The 19,788-nt window shown below is 72.3% G+C and carries 15 protein-coding genes; 6 read left to right on the top strand and 9 right to left on the bottom strand.

Annotated features, from left to right (window positions below; all coding sequences use genetic code 11):
• Window positions 1–96: 96 nt before the first annotated feature.
• Window positions 97–1,578 carry a polyprenyl synthetase family protein gene (locus ACZ6SQ_RS20095; protein WP_469563735.1) on the bottom strand — a complete coding sequence of 494 codons (1,482 nt, stop codon included), beginning with the start codon at window positions 1,576–1,578 and terminating at the stop codon, window positions 97–99.
• Window positions 1,579–2,551: 973 nt separating this feature from the next.
• On the opposite strand from ACZ6SQ_RS20095, the gene ACZ6SQ_RS20090 reads away from it, so the two are divergent.
• On the top strand, window positions 2,552–3,052 hold the full coding sequence (locus ACZ6SQ_RS20090) for a hypothetical protein (protein WP_469563730.1): 501 nt from the start codon (window positions 2,552–2,554) through the stop codon (window positions 3,050–3,052).
• Window positions 3,012–3,203, top strand: a complete 192-nt coding sequence (locus ACZ6SQ_RS20085; protein ID WP_469563727.1) for a hypothetical protein — start codon at window positions 3,012–3,014, stop codon at window positions 3,201–3,203. The genes ACZ6SQ_RS20090 and ACZ6SQ_RS20085 overlap by 41 nt, the downstream gene beginning before the upstream one ends.
• Before the next feature lie 245 nt (window positions 3,204–3,448).
• On the opposite strand, the gene ACZ6SQ_RS20080 is transcribed toward ACZ6SQ_RS20085, so the two are convergent.
• Window positions 3,449–4,447 carry a methyltransferase gene (locus tag ACZ6SQ_RS20080; RefSeq protein WP_469563725.1) on the bottom strand — a complete coding sequence of 333 codons (999 nt, stop codon included), beginning with the start codon at window positions 4,445–4,447 and terminating at the stop codon, window positions 3,449–3,451.
• A gap of 332 nt (window positions 4,448–4,779) precedes the next feature.
• Between ACZ6SQ_RS20080 and ACZ6SQ_RS20075 the strand changes: the two genes are divergently transcribed.
• Window positions 4,780–5,742, top strand: coding sequence for an AfsR/SARP family transcriptional regulator (locus tag ACZ6SQ_RS20075; RefSeq protein WP_469563722.1), 963 nt, complete (start codon window positions 4,780–4,782; stop codon window positions 5,740–5,742).
• Between the two features lie 348 nt (window positions 5,743–6,090).
• Here ACZ6SQ_RS20075 and ACZ6SQ_RS20070 read toward each other — a convergent pair whose 3' ends face one another.
• From ACZ6SQ_RS20070 to ACZ6SQ_RS20045, 6 genes are all read right to left on the bottom strand, one after another.
• Entirely contained in the window at window positions 6,091–8,196 is a 2,106-nt protein-coding gene (locus tag ACZ6SQ_RS20070) for an MMPL family transporter (RefSeq protein ID WP_469563719.1), read from the bottom strand.
• Between the two features lie 315 nt (window positions 8,197–8,511).
• Window positions 8,512–10,146: a prenyltransferase/squalene oxidase repeat-containing protein gene (locus tag ACZ6SQ_RS20065; RefSeq protein ID WP_469563716.1), complete on the bottom strand. Its 1,635-nt coding sequence runs from the start codon at window positions 10,144–10,146 to the stop codon at window positions 8,512–8,514.
• 207 nt (window positions 10,147–10,353) lie between these two features.
• Entirely contained in the window at window positions 10,354–11,865 is a 1,512-nt protein-coding gene (locus tag ACZ6SQ_RS20060; protein WP_469563714.1) for an FAD-binding oxidoreductase, read from the bottom strand.
• A 98-nt stretch (window positions 11,866–11,963) separates the two neighbouring features.
• On the bottom strand, window positions 11,964–13,730 hold the full coding sequence (locus ACZ6SQ_RS20055) for an FAD-dependent monooxygenase (protein WP_469563711.1): 1,767 nt from the start codon (window positions 13,728–13,730) through the stop codon (window positions 11,964–11,966).
• Between the two features lie 69 nt (window positions 13,731–13,799).
• Entirely contained in the window at window positions 13,800–14,759 is a 960-nt protein-coding gene (locus ACZ6SQ_RS20050; RefSeq protein ID WP_469563708.1) for an aromatic prenyltransferase, read from the bottom strand.
• Between the two features lie 93 nt (window positions 14,760–14,852).
• Window positions 14,853–15,053 (bottom strand): hypothetical protein, encoded by a 201-nt coding sequence (locus ACZ6SQ_RS20045; RefSeq protein WP_386381569.1) that lies wholly within the window; start codon window positions 15,051–15,053, stop codon window positions 14,853–14,855.
• 179 nt (window positions 15,054–15,232) lie between these two features.
• Here ACZ6SQ_RS20045 and ACZ6SQ_RS20040 point away from each other — a divergent pair, with 179 nt between their 5' ends.
• A complete protein-coding gene (locus ACZ6SQ_RS20040; RefSeq protein WP_469563705.1) occupies window positions 15,233–16,483 on the top strand; it encodes a sensor histidine kinase in 1,251 nt (416 codons plus the stop codon).
• 91 nt (window positions 16,484–16,574) lie between these two features.
• Here ACZ6SQ_RS20040 and ACZ6SQ_RS20035 read toward each other — a convergent pair whose 3' ends face one another.
• Entirely contained in the window at window positions 16,575–17,603 is a 1,029-nt protein-coding gene (locus tag ACZ6SQ_RS20035; RefSeq protein WP_469563700.1) for an aldo/keto reductase, read from the bottom strand.
• Between the two features lie 165 nt (window positions 17,604–17,768).
• Between ACZ6SQ_RS20035 and ACZ6SQ_RS20030 the strand changes: the two genes are divergently transcribed.
• Window positions 17,769–18,449, top strand: a complete 681-nt coding sequence (locus ACZ6SQ_RS20030) for a response regulator transcription factor (protein WP_469563697.1) — start codon at window positions 17,769–17,771, stop codon at window positions 18,447–18,449.
• Between the two features lie 68 nt (window positions 18,450–18,517).
• On the top strand, window positions 18,518–19,702 hold the full coding sequence (locus ACZ6SQ_RS20025; RefSeq protein ID WP_469563694.1) for a cytochrome P450 family protein: 1,185 nt from the start codon (window positions 18,518–18,520) through the stop codon (window positions 19,700–19,702).
• Window positions 19,703–19,788: the final 86 nt, after the last annotated feature.

The raw sequence follows: 19,788 nt of genomic DNA, 5'->3' as shown, positions 1-19,788 counted from the left end.
CCGCGGCCGCCCCCCACCGGCCGCGGGGCGGAGCCGTGTCGCACGAGGCAGTAGCCTGCGGCCCTGTGTCGCACAAGGCAGGCGCCGCCGGCCCTGTCAGCGGTCGCGGTACGCCACCTGCTCCGCCAGCTTGCTCAGGCGCTGCTGCCAGTCGCCCTCCAGCGGGGTCCCCTCCAGGGCGGTGCGGGCCATCGCGACGAGCCGGTCGATGTGGTCCTCCACGTCCTGGCGCACACCGGAGGCGAGCAGCGCCTCCCGCAGCGCGGCCGGGTCCCAGTCGCCGTCCCGGCCCTCCTTGACCAGCCGGGCCACCCGGTCGTCCTTGGCCGCCCCGAGGGCGAGCAGCAGGGTCATCTTGTGCTCGCTGACGTCGAGACCGACCGGCTTGCCGGTCGCCGCCGAGTCGCCGAAGGCGTCCAGCAGATCGTCGCGCAGCTGGAACGCCTCGCCGGCCGTGACGCCGTACTCCTCGAACGGGGCCTGGAGTTCGGGGCGTCCCGCGATGGCCGCGCCGAGGGCGAGCGGCCGGTGGATGGTGTAGCGGCCGGACTTGCAGACCGCGACCCAGCGGGCGAGGCCCGGGTCCGGCGACAGCTCGGCGGCCAGCCGGATGTCCAGCTGCTGGCCGATGATGATCTCGGTGACCAGCTCCGTCCACACCTCCATGGCCGGACCGCTCAGGTCCCGGGTCAGCCGGCCCGCGTAGCTGAGCGCCAGGTCGCCGGCCAGGATGGCGAATGCGTCGCCGTAGCGGCGGTGCTCGCCGACCCATCCGTTGCGGGCGTGCAGGTCGGCGTGCTTGACGTGCACGGTCGGAGATCCGCGCCGGGCGGGGGAGTTGTCCATGATGTCGTCGTGGATCAGGGCGAAGACCTGGAGCAGTTCCAGTCCGGCGGACGCGGCGACGACGGCGTCCTCCTGCGCCGGGGCGCCGCCCGCCGCCAGGAAGCCGCTGATGCAGAAGGTGGGGCGCAGCAGCTTGCCGCCCGCGGCGACCAGTTCCGCCACGGCCTCGACCGGAGCCGCGGCCCGCGCGTCGACCGCACCCCAGCGCGCGCACTCCTCGGCCAGCAGGTCCTCGATGCGCGCCTGGGTGCGGGCGAGCAGCCGGTCGCAGGAGTCGCCGGCGTCGAAGGCGGCGCGGGCCGGCCGCGGTTCGGTCACGACGGCGCCGGTCCCGGCGGTCTCGGACACGTCCCGCGCGAGATCGGAGAACCCGAGGGACCCGAGCCGTTCGACGACGTCCTCCAGCAGCGCGCCGGGCGCGTCGGCGGCGGCGCTCAGCCGCACCGACCGCACCCCGGCCAGCCACTCGGGGTCCAGCTGGTCCGCGCGCGGCAGCAGCCGGGCGGCGGCCCCGGAGGCCTGCGCGGCCTCCACCAGGCGGGCCGCCTCGCCCGGGTCGGCGGCACCGACCACGAGGACCAGCGCCTGTTCGTCGGGAGAGATCTCCTTGCGTACGTACACCGGCGCGCCGTGGGACGCGGACGCGCGCTCCACGGTGTCGACGGCCCTGTGCACTCCGGCGCGGTGGCCGTGCGGCTCGGCGAGCAGGACTCGGCGTGGGACAGACGACATGTCTCCCTCTCAGGTTCGATCAGTGCCTCGGCGGTCTTCGGTCCAGGGACGGAGGCTCGGCCTGAAACGGCCTCCCACTTCGGTTGCCGCGGTCGCCGGGAAATCGGTGCGATCATTCCGGGGAATTTCCCCGTGAGGGGCCGGCTGTTCCGCGGGGACTTGCCGAGCTGAGGCAATCAGTATCGGCTGAATGACTTGCCCCGGACTGATCAGTGAATTGGTATCGGCTTGGCGGCTGCCACGACGGTTGTCGGGATGTCCGTGGCGAGCCGATAGATGTGCTGGACGGGTGCTTGAATGCGCCTACACCTTCGATCGAGTCGAAGCGTGGTATTGATCGCGTCCCGCTGGCGCGGCCGGACACTATTCGCTCCCTCCGGAACGGACCGGCGATTTTCGGCCGAGAGCCGCCGTGACCAGCGCCTCGCGACGGTCATGGCGTGACAGTGACTGTCGGTTCGGTCGCCGCCCCGACTGTCGGCCGGACGGCAATGGCAGCTCAGAAGGGGTTCGGAGCCTGCGGAATCAGAGGCTCCGATCTGTGGGCCGCGCGGGGTTCGCGGCGCGGCGACCTTGACGATCAACCCGGTTCCTCCCGTCCGGCCGTGGTCGCACCAGCAAACCGGAGTCGCCGGCGAGGGGGAAACGGAATGACCGCAGCGCTATCGCCGGAAGATACGCCTTGACGGGGGTCTCGGCCGCGACGAATCCTTCCGCGACGGGCTCTACAGGGTTCTACACGCGGGGGGCGCGTGGCCGCACGCCAAGGGGAGAAACTGTGTCACGTCAACGGGCATGCAGTGCTGTGTCGTGCAGGAATTCACACAGCCGTGGCGTCAAGGAGAAGTCGGAAACCGTCGACCGTGGGGAGTTCCTGTGCCGTGACTGTAACGACGGGCTGCGGAATGCCCTGCTGAATCTTCCGGCTCTTCATCACCACTGCGCCGGGAATTCCGGATCGGCGGGTCCGCGTGTGATCCGGCGGACCGCCCGGTGGAACCCCGCCACGGACGCGATGAGTCCGGCCGCGGCCGAGATCCGCTTCGCGATCCGCTCGGTGCTGTCGTCCTGGGCCGGCCTGGTCGCCGAGCAGCGCCGCCTCCCTGCCCCCGGCCGGGACATCGCGGAGCTCACGCGCTTCCTGAACCGCCATCTCGACTGGCTGGCCGGGCACCCGGCCGCCGGGGAGCTGGTGGACGAGGTCCGCGCGCTCGTGCGGACCGCCCATGGAATCGCCTACCCGGACACCGGGCGCCGCGTGCGGATCGGCCACTGTCCGCACCGCGACTGCGACGGCGACCTGACGGCGCTCATCCGCCGTCGCGGTGAGTCCCATCCGCCCAGGATCGTGTGCACCACGACGCCCGGCCACACCTGGCCGGTCACCTGGTGGAGCACGCTCGCCCGTCAGATGCGGACCAAGGAGGGGGAACATGAGACAGGAATCCGCGCCGGCCGGGCTGACGGCCGATGACATCGCCGGCCTGCTGAGCGTCGCCAAGGGCTCCGTCTACCGCTACGCCCATCAGTACGGCTGGCGCCGCTACACCCACGCCGGACGCGCCTACTACCACCCCGGCGACGTCGCCGACACGCTCGACCGGCTGGGCCGCCCGGGCGGCTGAGCCGGCACCGGGACACCCGCCCCGCGGGCCGCCGCACTCTCGCGGCGGCCCGCTTCTTACTGAACTGCCGTTCCGTACAAGGGACTTGACGAAGTATCTGCGAAGAGGCTAAGAATATACTTGTAACCAAGGACTCCGCCCACCTCGCACCCGGCGCAGCGCTCCGCACGCCGTAGGGATCCGGCCACACGGCCCGGGACGAAGAAGAGGGGGCCGCCCGAGTCCGGTCGCCCCCTCCACCCGCCTCAGCGCGCGAAGATCAGCGTGCTCGGGGACGGTGTGCGCTGGAACGTGATCTCCTCGAACCCGGCCTTGACCAGCCACTCGTGGTACTCGGCCCGGCTCCAGCTGTTGCCGTGGCGGCTCTTGAGCAGCATCTCCGCGGCGAAGGTCAGCGGGAAGGGCGGGCCGCTGCGGTCGTCGTCGGCGACGTACTCCGAGATCACCAGCGTGCCACCGGGCTTCAGCGCGCTCCGGATCCTGGCGAAGATCGCCACGTTGTCGTCCGGGCCCTCCTGGTGGGCGATGTTGGCGAAGGTCACGATGTCGTGGGCCGCCTCGCCGAAGTCGGCGGAGTGCAGGTCGCCCTCGGCGAAGGTGACGCGGTCCGCCACGCCCCGCGCGGTCAGCAGCCGCTTGGCGATGGCGTTGATCGGTGCCCAGTCGAGCTGGGTCGAACGTGCGTCCGGGTTGCGTTCGAGCCATGTCGCCGAGTAGATGCCCGAGCCGCCGCCGATGTCGAGAATCGAGATCTCGCCGGCCTCCGCCAGGTTCAGCGTGTCCGCGGCGATCTCGGCCACCGGGGCCGACTGCGCGGCGAGCGCCTGGACCAGTCCGGCCCAGTGCGGGTTGTCGGCCACCTCCACCACCGGGTCCGTCAGCGGCCCGCCGACCCGGACGACCTCCGGCAGGCCGGCCAGCGCGGCCATGTGGCCCATCTTGAGCTTCGCGAAGCCGGTCAGCGACGAGGACCGGCCCTCCACCAGGTAGGCGGACGCCTCGGCCGTGTTGCGGTAGCGGCCGTCGTACGGCTCGACCAGGCCGATGCTGGTCAGCCCGTCGAGCATGGCCTGTGCGCCGCGCGGTGAGATCCCGGCGCGCACGGCCAGTTCCTCCGCGGTGGCCGCGCCGTCCTCGAGATGGGTGAACACCGAGTAGCCGGCCGCCGTGCCCAGAATTCCCGTGGCCCAGTAGCCGTTGATGAGCTGCATGATCCGGTCCGACGTCGGTTGGGCGCTGTTCATGCTGTTCCTCCCAGATACGGCGGCGAAGCGCCGGCCGAATTCACCTTTCCGGCTCACCTGCGAATGCCGAGGTCTCTCCCGATTCCCCGGGCGGAGACAGTTCCGCTGATCGCACGGTGTGTACGGCTCCCAATGTCCTGCACCGCTCTTGCCGCCTGCTTGTGCTCGGCTTGTCCGGCGGTGCTCGTATCAAGTCCCTTTGAATAAAGAGGAGTTCACGGATGATGAATCAGCGGGGGACCCAGATATCGCTGGAGCGACGACCGGGGGAAAGGCCGGGCGACACACGGCGTATCGCCGAACTGGAGCGTGAGGTGAGGGAACTGAGGCGGGTGAACGAAACGCTGAAGATGTACTTCGCGAAGGCGCTCGAACTCGACCTCGATCTCCCCCTCCTGGAACCCGGTGCCCGGGCGGTCGGTGACCGGGAGGTCACGAACTTCGCGGCACCCGCGCGGCGGACCCTGCCCGGTCCCGGCCGGCCCGCCGAGGCCCCGCGCCTCCAGGTCGTGGAGACACCCGCGGCCGGGGTGGAACTGCGGGTGCTCGGCCCCGTGGAGGCCGACGTGGCCGGACGGCGGGTGGAGCTGGGCGCGCCCAAGCAGCGGGCCGCCCTCGTCCTGCTGGTCAGCCAGGTGGGACAGACCGTGTCGGTCGACGTGATGCTGGAGGAGCTCTGGGAGGGCGCGCCGCCGCCCTCGGCCATCACCTCGCTGCATGCCTATGTGGCCAACCTGCGGCGGGCGCTGGAGCCGGACCGGGCGCCCCGGCAGCCGGCCAGCGTGCTGCGCACCCGCGGCCGGGGCTATCTGCTGGACAGCCGGGCCGTCGAGGTCGACGTCCAGCACTTCGGCGCCCACGCGACGGCCGGCTGGAAGGCCCTGGACCGCGGTGACCCGCAGCGGGCCCTGCGCGCGTTCGAGACGGGGCTCTCGCTGTGGCGGGGCCAGGCCTACGCGGAGGTGGCCGCGGCCGCGCATGTGGCGCCGGAGGTGGTGCGGCTGGACGAGCTGCGGCTGTCCGTGATGGAGGGCCGCTGCGCCGGCCTGATCGCCGTAGGGGCGTACGAGGTGGCCGTGTCCGAGCTGGCCGCCTTCACCCAGGCCCATCCGCTCAGGGAGTACGGCTGCGAGCTGTTCGGCCTGGCGCTGTACCGGTCGGGACGGCAGGCGGACGCGCTCGCGGTCCTGAGGGCGCATCAGCAGCGCATGGCGGAGGAACTGGGCATCGACCCCAGCCCGGCCCTGCGGCGCCTGGAGAGCGAGATCCTGCGCCAGGCCCCGGCCCTGGACTGACCCCCGGACGACCGCCGGGGCCGTGCGAGCGGCCCCGGTACGCCCGCGGGGCCGTCGGCAGGGGCGTTCGCTCCGGCCGGGCGGCCTCGGCGTCGACGTCGCCCGTGACGGTGTCGTGGTGCTGCTGCCATGGGCGCACCGCACACCGCCGTGCACGGGTGGGGCACGATCGCCCCGGAGTTTCGGTCCGGCCCGGCGAGGCAGCCCGCCCCCGCCAGAGGCTCTCAGCGCCCAGGAGACGCCCTGAGCGCCGTCGCGGGGCACGCGGGTGGCGCACAACGCCGCGAGGGCGGTGACGACCCGTACGGGGTCGTCACCGCCCTCGGAAGGCGCGGCGCGGGCGAAGGGTCAGGCCCGCGCGGTCTCGCGCTCCGGCTCGGCCGCCACCGGCTGCGCGGGCTCCTGCTGCCGGAACAGCTTGCTGGGCCACCACATCCACCGGCCCACGTCCAGGGTCAGCGCGGTGACCAGCACCGAGCGGACCACGAGCGTGTCCAGCAGCACGCCGAACGCCACGGCGAAGCCGAGTTCGGCGGCGAACACCAGCGGCAGCGAGGCCATCGCCGCGAAGGTGCCGGCCAGCACCACACCCGCCGAGGTGATCACGCTTCCGGTGGCGGACAGACCCATCAGCGCCGCCGGCTTCGTGCCGTGCACCGGGGCGATCTCGCGCACCCGGGTGACCAGGAAGATGTTGTAGTCGATGCCCAGGGCCACCAGGAACACGAACGACAGCAGCGGGAAGGACGCCTCCTCGCCGGCGAAGCCGAAGACGTGCTCGAACACCAGGCTGCTCACGCCGAGGGCCGCGCCGAACGACAGCACCACCGTGCCCATGAGCAGCAGCGGCGCCACGATGGCCCGCAGCAGCGCCGCCAGGATGAGGAACACCACCACCAGGACGATGGGGATGATCACCACGGAGTCACGGGTGGCCGCCTCCTGGGTGTCCAGCAGGATCGCCGCGTTGCCGCCGACCTGGGCGTCCGCCCCGTCGACCTGGTGGACCGCGGTGCGGGCCTGCTCCACCGTGCGCATCGCGGCGTCGCCGGTGGGGCTGTCCTCCAGCTCACCGAGCAGAACGGCGTCCTCGCCCTTGACGATCGGCGGCGAGACCTCGGCGACGCCCGGCACATCGGCCAGCGCGGCGCTGACGGCCTGCGCGGAGGCGGCCTTGGTGACGACGTAGATCGGGTCGCCGGAGCCGGCCGGGAAGTGCTCGGCCTGGATCTCCTCGCCGATCGCCGTCTGGGGCTTGTCGGTGAACTGGTCCTTGCTGGCCAGCCCGTCGGCCTTCAGGTTGAACATGCCCAGGCACATCACGCCGAGCGCGAGCGCGGTGCCGATCCACACCAGCCGCGGCCTGCCGGAGACGGCCTTGCCGACCTTGGTCCAGATGCCCTCCTTGGCGGAGGGCTCGGAGCCGTACGCCGGCTTGACCGGCCAGAAGACCCAGCGGCCGCAGATGACCAGCAGGGCCGGCATCAGGGTGACCATGGCGAGCAGACCGACCAGGACGCCGACCGCGCAGGCCGGGCCCAGTCCCTGGGTGGAGTTGAGGGTGGCCAGCATCAGCAGCATCAGGCTGATGGCGACGGTCGCGGCGCTGGCGATGATCGCGGGGCTGGAGCGGTGCAGCGCCTCCGCCATCGCCTCGTGCCGGTCCTCGTGCCGCCGCAGTTCCTCGCGGTACCGGGAGATGAGCAGCAGCGCGTAGTCGGTGGCCGCGCCGAACACCAGCACGGTCAGGGTGAAACTGGTCTGCGCGTTGACGACCAGGCCGGCGTGTTTGGCCAGCAGATAGATCACGGCCTCCGAGGCGACCAGGGCACCGCCCACGGTCACCAGCGACACCAGGGGCAGCCAGGGGCTGCGATAGGTGAGCAGCAGGATCAGGACCACCACCAGCGCGGTGATCGTGGTCAGACTGCCGCCTCCGCTGAACGCCTTGATCGAGTCCGACGCCTGGCCGGCCGGTCCGGTGACGTGGAAGCCGAGTCCGTCGGTGTCCTTCTCGCCGACGTCGGTCATCGCGTCGACGACCTTGCCGAGCCCCTCCCAGCCCGACTTGTCCTTCTCGATCTGGACGACGGTCTGGATCGCCTTGCCGTCCTGGGACTTGACCGGCCCCTGGGGTTGGCCCACGACGTTGTCCAGGCCCTGGAAGGCCTTGGCGTCGGCGGCGGCCTTCGCCATGTCGGCGTCGGTGACACCGTCGCCACGGTCGTAGACGACGATCGCGGGGACCGTCTTGGTCAGGCCGAACTTGTCAGCCCGCTCGACCACCTTCGTCGACTCGGCATTGCTGGGCAGCCACGCCGAGTTGTCGTTCTCCTCGACGTCGCCGAGCTTGCCGGCCAGCATCACGGCGGGCACCAACAGGACGACCCAGAAGGCGAGGACGACCCATTTCGCCACCCTCCCACTGGGCAAGGACGCCAATTTTCGCAACACGTGGATTCCTCAGTTATCGGTCGACACGGCAGAGTTCTGCGGCGGCGGCGAGTCCGTCGCCGGAGGCGGGGGAGTGACGGCGGCGGTCGGGCGGGCCCGTCCGTACGGGCCGTACGGCGGCCGCCGGCCCGTTGTCCGGAGACGCTGGACCGTCGGGGGACGCTGTCCACGGAACCGGCGGGAGACGGTGCATGGTGCGGCCTCCCCGTCGCGGATACGTTCCGGCCGGAAAACTGTCCGGACTACCGGAGTGTGACAGCATCCCCCTCGAGATCCGGTCAAGATCTCCTCGATGTCCCCGGGGAGAGCGACGCGTCAGCGCGCCGCCTCGATCAGGGCCGGCGTGCCCGAGACCCGCGAACGGACATGGCCGAACGCCAGCAGCACCGGAATGTCCGTCAGCACCGGGAACTTGTACGGGAACGGACGCGGGCCGACCATGTCGGGCGGTCCGCCGAACCCCCCGTCCGCGTTCTGGTGCTCGAGCAGCCAGGCCAGCGCGCGGCCGACGGGCTGTTCGTCGTTGCCGCAGGTCAGCGTGATCACACCGTAGGCGGTGCTGATGTCGTCGCTGGGGTCGCCGGGCTGCATGCCCCAGCCGCCGTCGTCGTTCTGCGTGGCGCGCACCGTACGCTCGATCCGCTCGGCCATGGCCGCCGAACGACGGTCCTGCGGGCCGGCGGTGGCCGCCGCGAGGCGGGCCCGGAACAGGGTGTGCAGACGGCTGCTGCTCCAGCCCGGCTCCCAGCCGCCGTCCGCCAGCTGGCTGTCGGCGAGGAAGCCCAGCGCGCGGTCGCGGTCCGCGGCGGTGGCGGCGTGCGGCGCCAGCGCGCAGATCGCGGCGGCCGTCATGCACGGCTCGGAGGAGGCGCCCGCGACATACGTCGGGAAGCCGCCGTCCTCGCCCTGCACGGCCAGCAGCGCGTCCACCCCGCGCCGGATCCCGGCGCCGTACGCGACCGGGTCGACGGCCTGGAGGAACTCCAGGGCGCAGGAGGTGTCGTCGACGTCGTTCTGCGCGACGGCGGGGGACATGGACCAGCCGCCGCTCAGCGTGGCGCCGCGGGAGAGCGCGGCGTGCGAGGCGCCGCCCTGGTGGGCGACGAGCATCCCCGCCATCTGGCGCTGGAGACCGAAGGGCGCGCCGGCCGCGGCCATGGCGATGCCGCCCGTGGCGGTGCACCAGTTGTGCATCTCCGCCACGAACGGGAAGCCGCCGTCCGCGCGTTGGTGCCGGAGCACCGCCCGCACGCCCCGGCGCACGGTCTCCTCCTGCCCGGGGACACCGGCGAGCGCGTGCAGGGTGAGCAGGTGCATCAGCACATAGCCCTCCCACACCGTGTCCGCCGGGTCGGTGGCGAGCAGCGTGCGCAGTGCGTCCTCGGTGACCTGGTTGCCGACGCCCGCGGCGTTGGCGAGGATCAGGGCCACGGAGGCCTGCTGGACCGCGGCCCAGGAGTGCAGCGGGTCGGTGGGCGACTGCTCGTCGGCCGTCGGCGTGACATCGGCGGGCAGCGGACAGCCGAGCACCGACAGCACCGCGGAGACCATCTTGCGGCGACGCGTGGAGATGAAGCCCGGCGCGGCGCCCAGCACCCCCTCGGTGACCTTGCCGACCAGCTCGGCGTCCCCCGCGGCCGCCTTCCCGGTGGCGCGCTGGACGGCGAGCGTGGCGAGCACGCGCTCCAGTCGCTGCGGAGCGTGCTGCTGGACCTGGAGATAGCCGAGCAGGCGGTCCCGCTCGGGGGAGGCCGTGCCGACGCGCGTCATCAGCGACAGCGCGAGGGCCGACTCCAGTACCCGGCTGTCGCACAGCCCGCGGATCGCGCCGTCGGACTCGACCTTGTCGCTGACATGGGCGAGCAGCCGCGAAGTGGCCTGGCGAACGTGATTCCGGTCGACGTCGACCGGCCACGGTATCGGGGCCGAACGGGTCAACTGCGGTTTCATTCCTGGCTCCTCGGAAGAAGGGGACACCCGGAACCGGCACCGGACACACGGCGGCCCCGGAGGGGTGTCGATGGGAGTACGGCGGTACGGAGAGGCACGGCCGCCGCCGGGCGTGCCGGAAGGGCACACCGCAGCGGCGGCCGGCGGGAAGCGCCGGATCACCTGGACCGGCGCCGAGTCGTCCGACCCGGCGCCCGGCCGCCGGGATCAGCGGATGCTCTGCGCGAACTCGAACACGTTGTACGGGTCGTACTTGCCCTTGATCCGGGCCAGTCGCGGGTAGTTCTCCGCGTAGTAGGACCGCTTCCAGTCCGGCAGCCGCGGGTCGATGAAGTTCTGGTACGTCTCGCCGTTGGAGTGCGGGTCGAGCGCGGCGAAGCCGTTGTCGACGAAGCGCAGGGCCGAGGCCTTGGCCTCGTCGGCGACCGGTGAGTCGACGTTCGCCGTCAGGAAGCTCGCGGAGAACAGCGTGTCGCGGTGCACATACGCGGTCGATGTGCGTGACACCGTGTTGACCTGGCCGCCCAGCGCGGACACCTGGAGCTGACGGGCCTGGCCCGCCATCCGGTCCGACTCGAGCACGGACAGCGCCTGCGCCCAGCCGTCACGCGGCATCGCGTCGCTGAACAGGCGGCTGCGCCAGGCGCCGAACGCCGGCCGGGGCACCTTGCCGCCCTCGGTGGTGTCGCCGCGGTGGCACTCGTTCACCGTGAGGTCCGCACACCGGTAGAGGTTCATCATCACCGACTGGTACGGCGCCGTGAACGCCTGCTTGTACAGCGGCGCCTGGCCGACCAGGGAGATCAGCCGGTCCACCTCGGGGGCGAAGCCGGGGCCGAGGTCCACGGAGGCCAGGAAGACGGTGGCGACCGGGACCTTGCCGGGCGCGGCGTCCTCCAGCGTGACGTTCAGACCGCTGCCGATCGTCCACGGGGCGTCCACCAGCCACTTCGCCCAGCCGTCCAGCATGTCCAGCGACTGGTCGAAGCGCCAGGTGAGGGCGGTGACCGCGAGGTTGGTGAGCGGGGTCGGCTCGACCTCGTACGACGTCACGATGCCGTAGTTGCCGCCACCGCCGCCGCGCAGTGCCCAGAACAGGTCGCTGTGCTCCTGCGGGGAGGCCGTCACACAACGGCCGTTGGCGAGGACCACCCGGGCGGACTTCACCTTGTCCGACGCCATGCCGATGCTGCGGGTGAACAGGCCGAAGCCGCCGCCCTGGAGGAAACCGCCGACCGCCACGGTCGGGCAGTAGCCGCCGGATATCGTCAGGCCCTGCGGCGCGAGCGTGTTGGTGACGTCGACGAGCTGCGCGCCCGCACCGATCCGCGTGCTCTCGCTGCCGACGCTGATGCCGTTGAGCTTCGACACGTCGATGACCAGGCCCGGCGTGGTGGAGAACCCGCCCGCGCTGTGGCCGCCGCTGCGCGCGGCGACGGGCAGCGCGTTGTCCTGGGCGAAGCGCAGGGCCAGCGCCACGTCGGAGGCGCAGGCCGCGTAGAGGACACCGCGCGGAGAGGTCGTGTCGAACTGGACCTGGTAGAGCTGCTTGGCGCGCTGGTAGTCGGCGTCCGACGGCAGGACGAGACGGCCCTTGAGGTAGCGGCTCAGCTGGTCCCACCTGACCCCGGAGGCGCGGGCGGTGGTGAAGCCGGACAGCGCAGTCGCGGCCAGCGCGGTCCCTCCCGCACCGACGAGGAACGATCTGCGGTTGATCATGTGCTGACTCTTTCGTCGAGGAATCTTGCAGGCCGGATGGAGCGGGAGCGGAGCGCGCGAACGGCCCCTGGGGCGGGGCAGCCGCGCGCTCCGTCGGGTCAGACGGCGGAGCGGTCCAGCACCTGGGAGAGGGCGTCGGCCAGGGCGGCGGCCGGGTCCTCGGCGGCGTCCACGCTGCGGAAGGCCACGTGGTTGTCGGGGCGGACCAGGACGGCACCGCCGTCGGTGATCTCCCGTACGCCGGCCCAGCGGCCGTCGGCGTCCGTGTACTCGGCGCCGTCACCGACGCGCGCCGTGACGATCGGGACGGAGAACTTCTCCGCCACCTGCGCGGCCGCCTCCGCCCACGCCGAGCCGTCCGCGCCGGTGATCAGCACGAAGCCGGTCTCGGTGCCGGCCAGGTCCAGGGTGGACACCCGCTGACCGGCGCGCTCGAGCCAGGCGTGCGGCAGCCGGTGACCCGGGCGCGTGGTGGCCCGGTAGACGTCGCCGAGCGGGGCGCGGGCCGGCGGGTTGCTGCCGTCCGCGACGACGGCACCGGCCTCGTAGGCGAAGCCGATCTCCACGTCGTGGGCCTGGCACTCGCCGCGGTGGGTGGCGAAGATCTCCGCGGCCCGCGCCCGCTGGGCCACACCCGTCGGGGTCGGCGCGAAGTACCCGAAGAACACCGGCACCCGGCGCTCCGGCGGCACATGCTGGCCGAGACCGACGGCGGCGTCGATGACGACCGTGTGGTTCGACGCGGCGGACATCGCCCAGCCCAGGTTGAACTGGCCGACCGGGCGGCGCTCCGCCTCGTAGGTGTCCAGGAGGCTGTCGGGCGCGCTGCCCTTGACCACGGCGGCGAGCTTCCAGGCGAGGTTGTGCGCGTCCTGGATGCCGGTGTTGAGGCCGAGGCCGACGGCGGGCGGCTGGCGGTGCGCGGCGTCACCGGCCAGCAGCACGCGGCCGTAGCGGTAGTGCTCGGCGAGCACGGCCTCCACGGTCCAGCTGGTGACCTGATGCAGCGTCAGTTCCAGCTCGGGCAGCCCGAGCACCTCGCGGATTCGGGCCGCGACGGCCTGCTCGTCCTCGCGGTCCACGCCCGCCAGGGAGAGGTGGATGCCCCACTCCTCGCAGTGCTTGCCCCAGGTCGGGCCCATCTCGATGAGGGCGCTGGAGAAATCCTGGCGGTAGGGGTTGAGGAACCAGGTGATCAGCGAGCCGCCGTTCCACACCTCGGACAGATCGGCCGAGAAGTAGACCGTCGTTGCGTCGAACAGTGCGGGCAGGCCCTGGAGTTGGGCGCCCACCGCGTCACCGACCGTACGGCCGCCGTCCGCGCCGATCACGTACTGGGCCTCGACCGTGGTGATCTCACCGGTCACGGTGTCACGGATCTCGGCGACGACCTTGTCGCCCTGGTCCGTCAGCGTGGTCAGCTCGTGCCCGAACAGCACCCGCCCGGGGTTGCGCTCCTCGGCGTGCCTGCGCAGGATCGGCTCCAGCCGCAGCTGCGGCAGCTTCGCCGGCAGGGCCGGACCGGCCGCCTCGTACGACTCGCGCAGCGCGCCGCCGCCGAAGCCGTCCATCTCGTGGATCACCCGCGCGTCCAGCGGCTGCCCGCCGGTCAGCGTGGTCTGCCAGCGCACCTTGCCGAACTGCTCGGGCGTGGCGGCCTGTTCGGCCACCGACTCCTCGAGGCCGTGCTGACGGAAAATCTCCATCGTGCGCTGGTTGACGTAGTGCGCCTTCGGCAGCTTCGACGTGTCCGGGCGCCGTTCCACCAGCAGATGCCCGACGCCGTGGTCGGAAAGGAACACCGAGGCGGACAGGCCGCACCCGCCCCCGCCCACGATCAGTACCGGGACTTCGATGGCTCCCATTTCTGTCCTTCCAGAGAGCAGCGGATTGTCAGAGAGCGGTATTTCTGAGGGCTGTTGAGAGCGGCGTCGCTACACCGGGTCCTCGATGGCCGCGTCGGACAGCTGCATGATGTCCATGACCTCGTCGGCCCAGCGGTAGTAGGACTGGAGCTTGTAGTACTCACCGTCGGGCTGGGAGGCGACGGCGTAGACGAACTTCCGGTTCGTCTGCGAGGCACGGACGTGCTCCACGAACCGCTCGATGCGCGGGTCGATCGGCACCCCGAGCTCCAGCGGGTTCGCGGTCGCCACGGCGAAGCAGATGCGCTCCAGCCGCGGGGCGTCCCAGCTGACCGTCACATAGATGCCGAACGCCTTGCGGCCCAGCGCGATCATGCGCTCGGTCGGGGCCGCCTGGCCGGCCTCGGCCAGCATCGAGCGGATGGCCTCCGGCTCGAAGCACTCGGCGGGCTGCTCGCCGAAGTAGATGTTGACCGTCTTGTTGCGGTAGTCGATGCCGAGCAGGCCGGCGGTGTCGCCGAGGCCGTGCCGCTGGAAGAAGTCGATGCTCGCGCCCAGACCGCGCGGCATGGAGGGGATCTCGGCGAGCTTCGCCACGCTCTGGAGGTCTGTCCGGGGCAGGACGATCCAGATCTTCTTGAGGCCCCCGACGATCCCGAAGTCGATACCGTAGCTGTCGACGGGGCAGTGCGCCCGGATGTCCCCGAGCAGTTCCCCGACGGGGTGGTCGGTCTTCGGAAGCAGGCCCTTCTCGACGGCCCGCTGGTACGGATCGACCTCGCGCGGCACCGTGAACCGGGTGTCGAGGTCCCCGGCACGGCGTTCCCCGGTCGCCACCCGGAACGCGACCACGGCCTCCGCGAGACCGTCGCCGTACGCGTTCAGCAGGGGCAGTACCTTGTCCGGCTCGCACGGCACTTCCAGCGTCCGAGCCGATTCCTCGATCGCCGCGTAGAGGCCTCGCACCGCGTCTTCCGGGCCGGCCCAGGCCGCTTCACTGATGGTGGTGTCCTGATGTTGGCGCTCCATGCGCCCAGGTTGGGACACCGTTCTTGGCCGGCACTGTTCCGTGACTTGCCGCCCGCTTGGCGGGGTGTCCGGGCGGGCGCCGGGCCCGCCGCGTCAGTTCTCCTCCCGGCTCCCGGCCCTCGCGAACAACGCGATCCCCAGCACGACGAGCGCGACGCTCGCGTGGACCTCGTAGCCGTCGAGGACACCGAGCCGCCGCACCAGGCCGATGTCCCAGTGGACCCACTCGTGCAGCAGACCGAGGACGCCCTGCGCCAGGGCGAGGAATCCGAGCACTTCCAGCACAGGCTTCATGCCCACGACTCTCGCGCCGCCGCCCCGCCCCGCGCATCGGCCGCCGGGCGGCAGGGCGGCGACCGAAGTCGCCGGTCACGGCGGGGCCGCGGTCCGAAGGATGACGATCGCGCGACTTAAGTAGCCGGTCGTCCGCGCGGGGAGGCGTCGGGGCGCCCACCTGCGTAGATTGGTCGACCGTGAGGACCGAGGGCAGTCAGTCGACGGGGCCGGCGTTCGAGGGGCGCCGGTGGCTGTTCCCGTCCGCCGTGATCCACGAGCTCGACCCCGGTGCCGTGCGGCCCGGCCACCGCCCGCGGCGCACCGCGCGCGACTGGCTCGTCGACTGCACCTTCTTCCTCGTGGCGGTCGGCTTCGCCGTGCTGGCTGCCGAAGCCGTGTCGCGCGAGGAGGACCTGCCGGACAGCCTCGTCCTGCTCGACCAGTGGCTGGGCGCCCTGGCCTGCGCCGCGGTGTGGCTGCGCCGCCGATGGCCGGTCGGGCTGGCCATCGCCATGATCCCGGTCGGGCTCCTGTCGATGACCTCGGGCGGCGCCGGGCTGATCGCCGTCTTCACGCTCGCCGTGCACCGGCCCTTCCGCTACGTGGCGTGGATCGGCGGCGTCTGGCTCGCGGTCCAGCCCTTCTACTACTGGCTGCGGCCCGACCCCGATCTGCCCTATCCGGTGGCGGTCGCGTTCAGCGTCCTGTTCACCGTCGCGGTGATCAGCTGCGGTCTGCTCGTACGGTCCAAGCGGCAGCTGGTGGTGACCCTCCAGGACCGGGCGCGCCGGGCCGAGACCGAGGCGGGGCTGCGGGCCGAGCGGGCTCAGCGACTGGCCCGCGAGGCCATCGCCCGGGAGATGCACGACGTGCTGGCGCACCGGCTGACCCTGCTCAGCGTGCATGCCGGGGCGCTGGAGTTCCGGCCGGACGCGCCCCGCGACGAGATCGCCCGGGCGGCCGGTGTCATCCGGGAGAGCGCGCACGACGCCCTCCAGGACCTGCGGGAGATCATCGGCGTGCTGCGGGCGGGCGAGTCCGACGACACGGGTCGGCCGCAGCCGACGCTGGGCGCGCTGGACACGCTCGTCGCCGAGTCCCGCGAGGCGGGCATGAAGGTCACCCTCGCCCAGCAGATCACCGACCCCGCCGACGTGCCCGCCTCCGTCGGCCGCACCGCCTACCGGATCGCGCAGGAGTGCCTGACCAACGCCCGCAAGCACGCGCCCGGCGCCGAGGTCACCGTCACGGTCACCGGCACCCCGGGCGACGGCCTCACCGTGACCGTCCGCAACCCCGCCCCCGACGGCGAGGTCCCACCCGTCCCCGGCTCCGGCCAGGGCCTCATCGGCCTCACCGAACGGGCCACGCTGACCGGCGGCGACCTGCATCACGGACCGACCCCGGAGGGCGGCTTCGAGGTACGGGCGTGGCTGCCGTGGGGGTAGACGGGGCGGGCGTGGCCGGCGGGGGCCGGGCTGAGGCTTCCTCGAACGCGGCTGCGGCTGTGGCTTCACGGGCGGTCGGTTGCCCCCGCGCTCACCGTCCCCTCGGCACCACCCTGCGCCCCGCGTCCCCGTACACCCACGGCGCGGTCTGCTCGATGAACTCGGCGGGGAATCCCGGCCGGAAGCCGGTCGCCTCCTCCAGCGCGGCGCGGATCCCGGCGGGCAGTTCGAGGCCGGCCGCGCCGAGGTTGTCGCGCAGCTGCTCCACGCGGCCGGCACCGACGATCGGGTGCACCGCGGGGGAGCGGGACATGGTCCACGCGAGCGCCACCTGCGCGGCGGACACACCGAGTGCCTCGGCGGCCGACCCCACCGCCCGCGCCACGGCGTGCTCGTGCTCGCCCAGCGCGTCGGCCGACAGCCGGGTCACGTCGCCCGCGCCGACGCCCCCGGGCCTGCTGTACTTCCCCGACAGGATGCCGCTCTGCAACGGCCCCCAGGCCGCCACCGACAGCCCCAACTCCTCCGCCATCGGCAGCAGTTCCCGCTCGATGTCCCGCTTCAGCAGGCTGTACGGCACCTGGATCGCCGCGAACTGGGTCCAACCCCGCAGCTCCGCCAGCGTGTTGGCCCGTGCCACCACCCACGCCGGGGCGTCCGAGATCCCGACGTAGAGCACCTTCCCCGAGCGGACCGCGTCGTCGAGTGCCCGCATGGTCTCCTCGACCGGCGTGTTGCGGTCCCAGATGTGCACCCAGTACACGTCGATGTAGTCCGTGTTCAGCCGCCGCAGGCTCGTCTCCAGCGACAGGGTGAGGTTCTTGCGGTGGTTGCCCGACGCGTTCGGGTCCTCGCCGTCCCGCGACAGCGTGTACTTGGTCGACAGCACGAACCGGTCCCGCCGCCCCTTGAGCAGCCCGCCCACGATCGACTCGCTCTGCCCGCCGCGGTAGTTGACGGCGGTGTCGACGACATTGCCGCCCGCCTCGGCGTAGGCGTCGAGCATCCGCGCGCACTCCGCCTCGGGCACCCCCTTGCCGTTCTCCTCGCCGAAGGTCATGGCGCCGAGGAACAGCTCGGACACCCGCAGACCGGTCCGGCCCAGCAGTCGGTAACGCACGGAACCCCCTTCGTGGACACCCGCCGAGCACTCTAGGGCCTGTGATCGGGATCGTGTCGGCGACGACCGGAGGGCAGCCCCCGGCCCGAGTGTGTGCGCACCGGCCCGGCACCCCCGGCCCGGCCGTGCGCGCACCGGCCCGGCAGCCGTGATTACGTTGGCCCCATGACCGCAATCAAGGTGCTGCTCGTCGACGACGACCCCCTGGTGCGCGCCGGGCTGTCCTTCATGATGGGCGGCTCGGCGGACATCGAGATCGTGGGCGAGGCCGCCGACGGCGCCGAGGTCGAGGCCCTCGTGGAGCGCACCCGCCCCGACGTGGTGCTGATGGACATCCGGATGCCGGCCGTGGACGGCCTCACCGCGACCGAGCGGCTGCGCGGCCGCGCCGACGCCCCGCAGGTCGTCGTGCTGACCACCTTCCACGCCGACGAACAGGTGCTGCGCGCGCTGCGGGCGGGCGCCGCCGGGTTCGTCCTCAAGGACACCCCGCCCGCGGAGATCGTGGACGCGGTCCGCCGGGTCGCCGCCGGCGACCCCGTCCTGTCGCCCACCGTGACCCGGCAGTTGATGGCGCACGCGGCGGGTGGCGCCACCGGCACCCGCCGCACGCGCGCGCGGGAGCGCGTCTCCGTCCTCAACGACCGCGAGCGCGAGGTCGCCGTCGCGGTCGGCCGGGGCCAGTCCAACGCGGAGATCGCCGCCGCCCTGTTCATGAGCGTCGCCACCGTCAAGACCCACGTCTCCCGCGTCCTCGCCAAGCTCGGCCTCAACAACCGCGTCCAGATCGCGCTCCTGGCCTACGACGCCGGACTCACGGAAGAGGATCACGGACCCGGGCACTAGCGGCACGGCCCGTCCGTTGGGACGGGTGAGGGCACACCGCAGGGGCCGGGTGCCATGAGGGGGAGACCATGACCGAGGTCATCGACCTGGGCCGGTACGGCGACGCGTTCCGCACCGACCCGCATCCGGTCTACGCCGAGCTGCGCGAGCGCGGCCCGGTGCACCGGGTGCGCCCGCCCGGCGCGGAGGCCGAGCACGAGAGTTGGCTCGTCGTCGGGTACGAGGAGGCGCGTGAGGCGCTCGCCGACCCGCGTCTGGCCAAGGACCCCGCGAAGCTCGGGATGACCTTCCTGGACGAGGAGCACATCGGCAAGTACCTGCTGAGCGTCGACCCGCCCGACCACACCCGGCTGCGCTCCCTGGTCTCCCGCGCCTTCACCGTGCGCCGGGTGGAGCAACTGCGCCCGCGCGTGCAGCAGATCACCGACGACCTGCTCGACGCGATGCTGCCGCGGGCCGGCGCCGACCTCGTCGAGTCCTTCGCCTTCCCGCTGCCCATCACCGTCATCTGCGAGCTGCTCGGCATCCCCGAGATGGACCGCGCCGAGTTCCGCAAGATCTCCACGGAGGTGGTCGCGCCCAGCAGCCCCGGCAGCGAGTACGACGCCGTGCTGAGTCTCGCCGCCTACCTCACCGAGCTGATCGAGGACAAGCGCAGCGGCGGGCCGAGCGACGACATGCTCAGCGACCTGATCCGCACCACCGCCGAGGACGGCGACCGGCTCTCCGCGAGCGAACTGCGCGGCATGGCCTACCTGCTGCTCATCGCCGGCCACGAGACCACCGTCAACCTCATCACCAACGGGGTCCACGCGCTGCTCACCCACCCCGGCCAACTGGCCGACCTGCGCGCCGACATGGGCCTGCTGGACGGCGCGGTCGAGGAGATGCTGCGCTGGGAGGGCCCGGTGGAGAACGCCACGTTCAGGTTCGCCGCCGAGCCCCTGGAGATCGCCGGGGTGCCGATCGCCCAGGGCGAGTCCGTGCTGGTCGGCCTGACCGCCGCCGACCGTGACCCGGCCCGCTATCCCGACGCCGACCGCTTCGACATCCGCCGCGACCCGCGCGGCCATGTCGCCTTCGGCCACGGCATCCACTACTGCCTGGGCGCCCCGCTGGCCCGGCTGGAGGGCCGTATCGCGGTCCGTACGCTGCTGGAGCGCGCTCCCGGTCTCGCCCTGGACGGACCGGCCGGTGAGTGGCTGCCGGGCATGCTGATACGCGGTGTGCGCACCCTGCCGGTGCGCTGGTGACCGGCAGATCCGGCAGATCCGGCAGATCCGGCCGCCCGCCCGCCCGACAGTCCACTGACCGACAGCCCGCCGACCGTCCGTACGCC

The sequence above is a fragment of the Streptomyces sp. NPDC048600 genome, from assembly GCF_055587025.1.
This window is presented reverse-complemented; position numbering and strand designations above follow the sequence as displayed.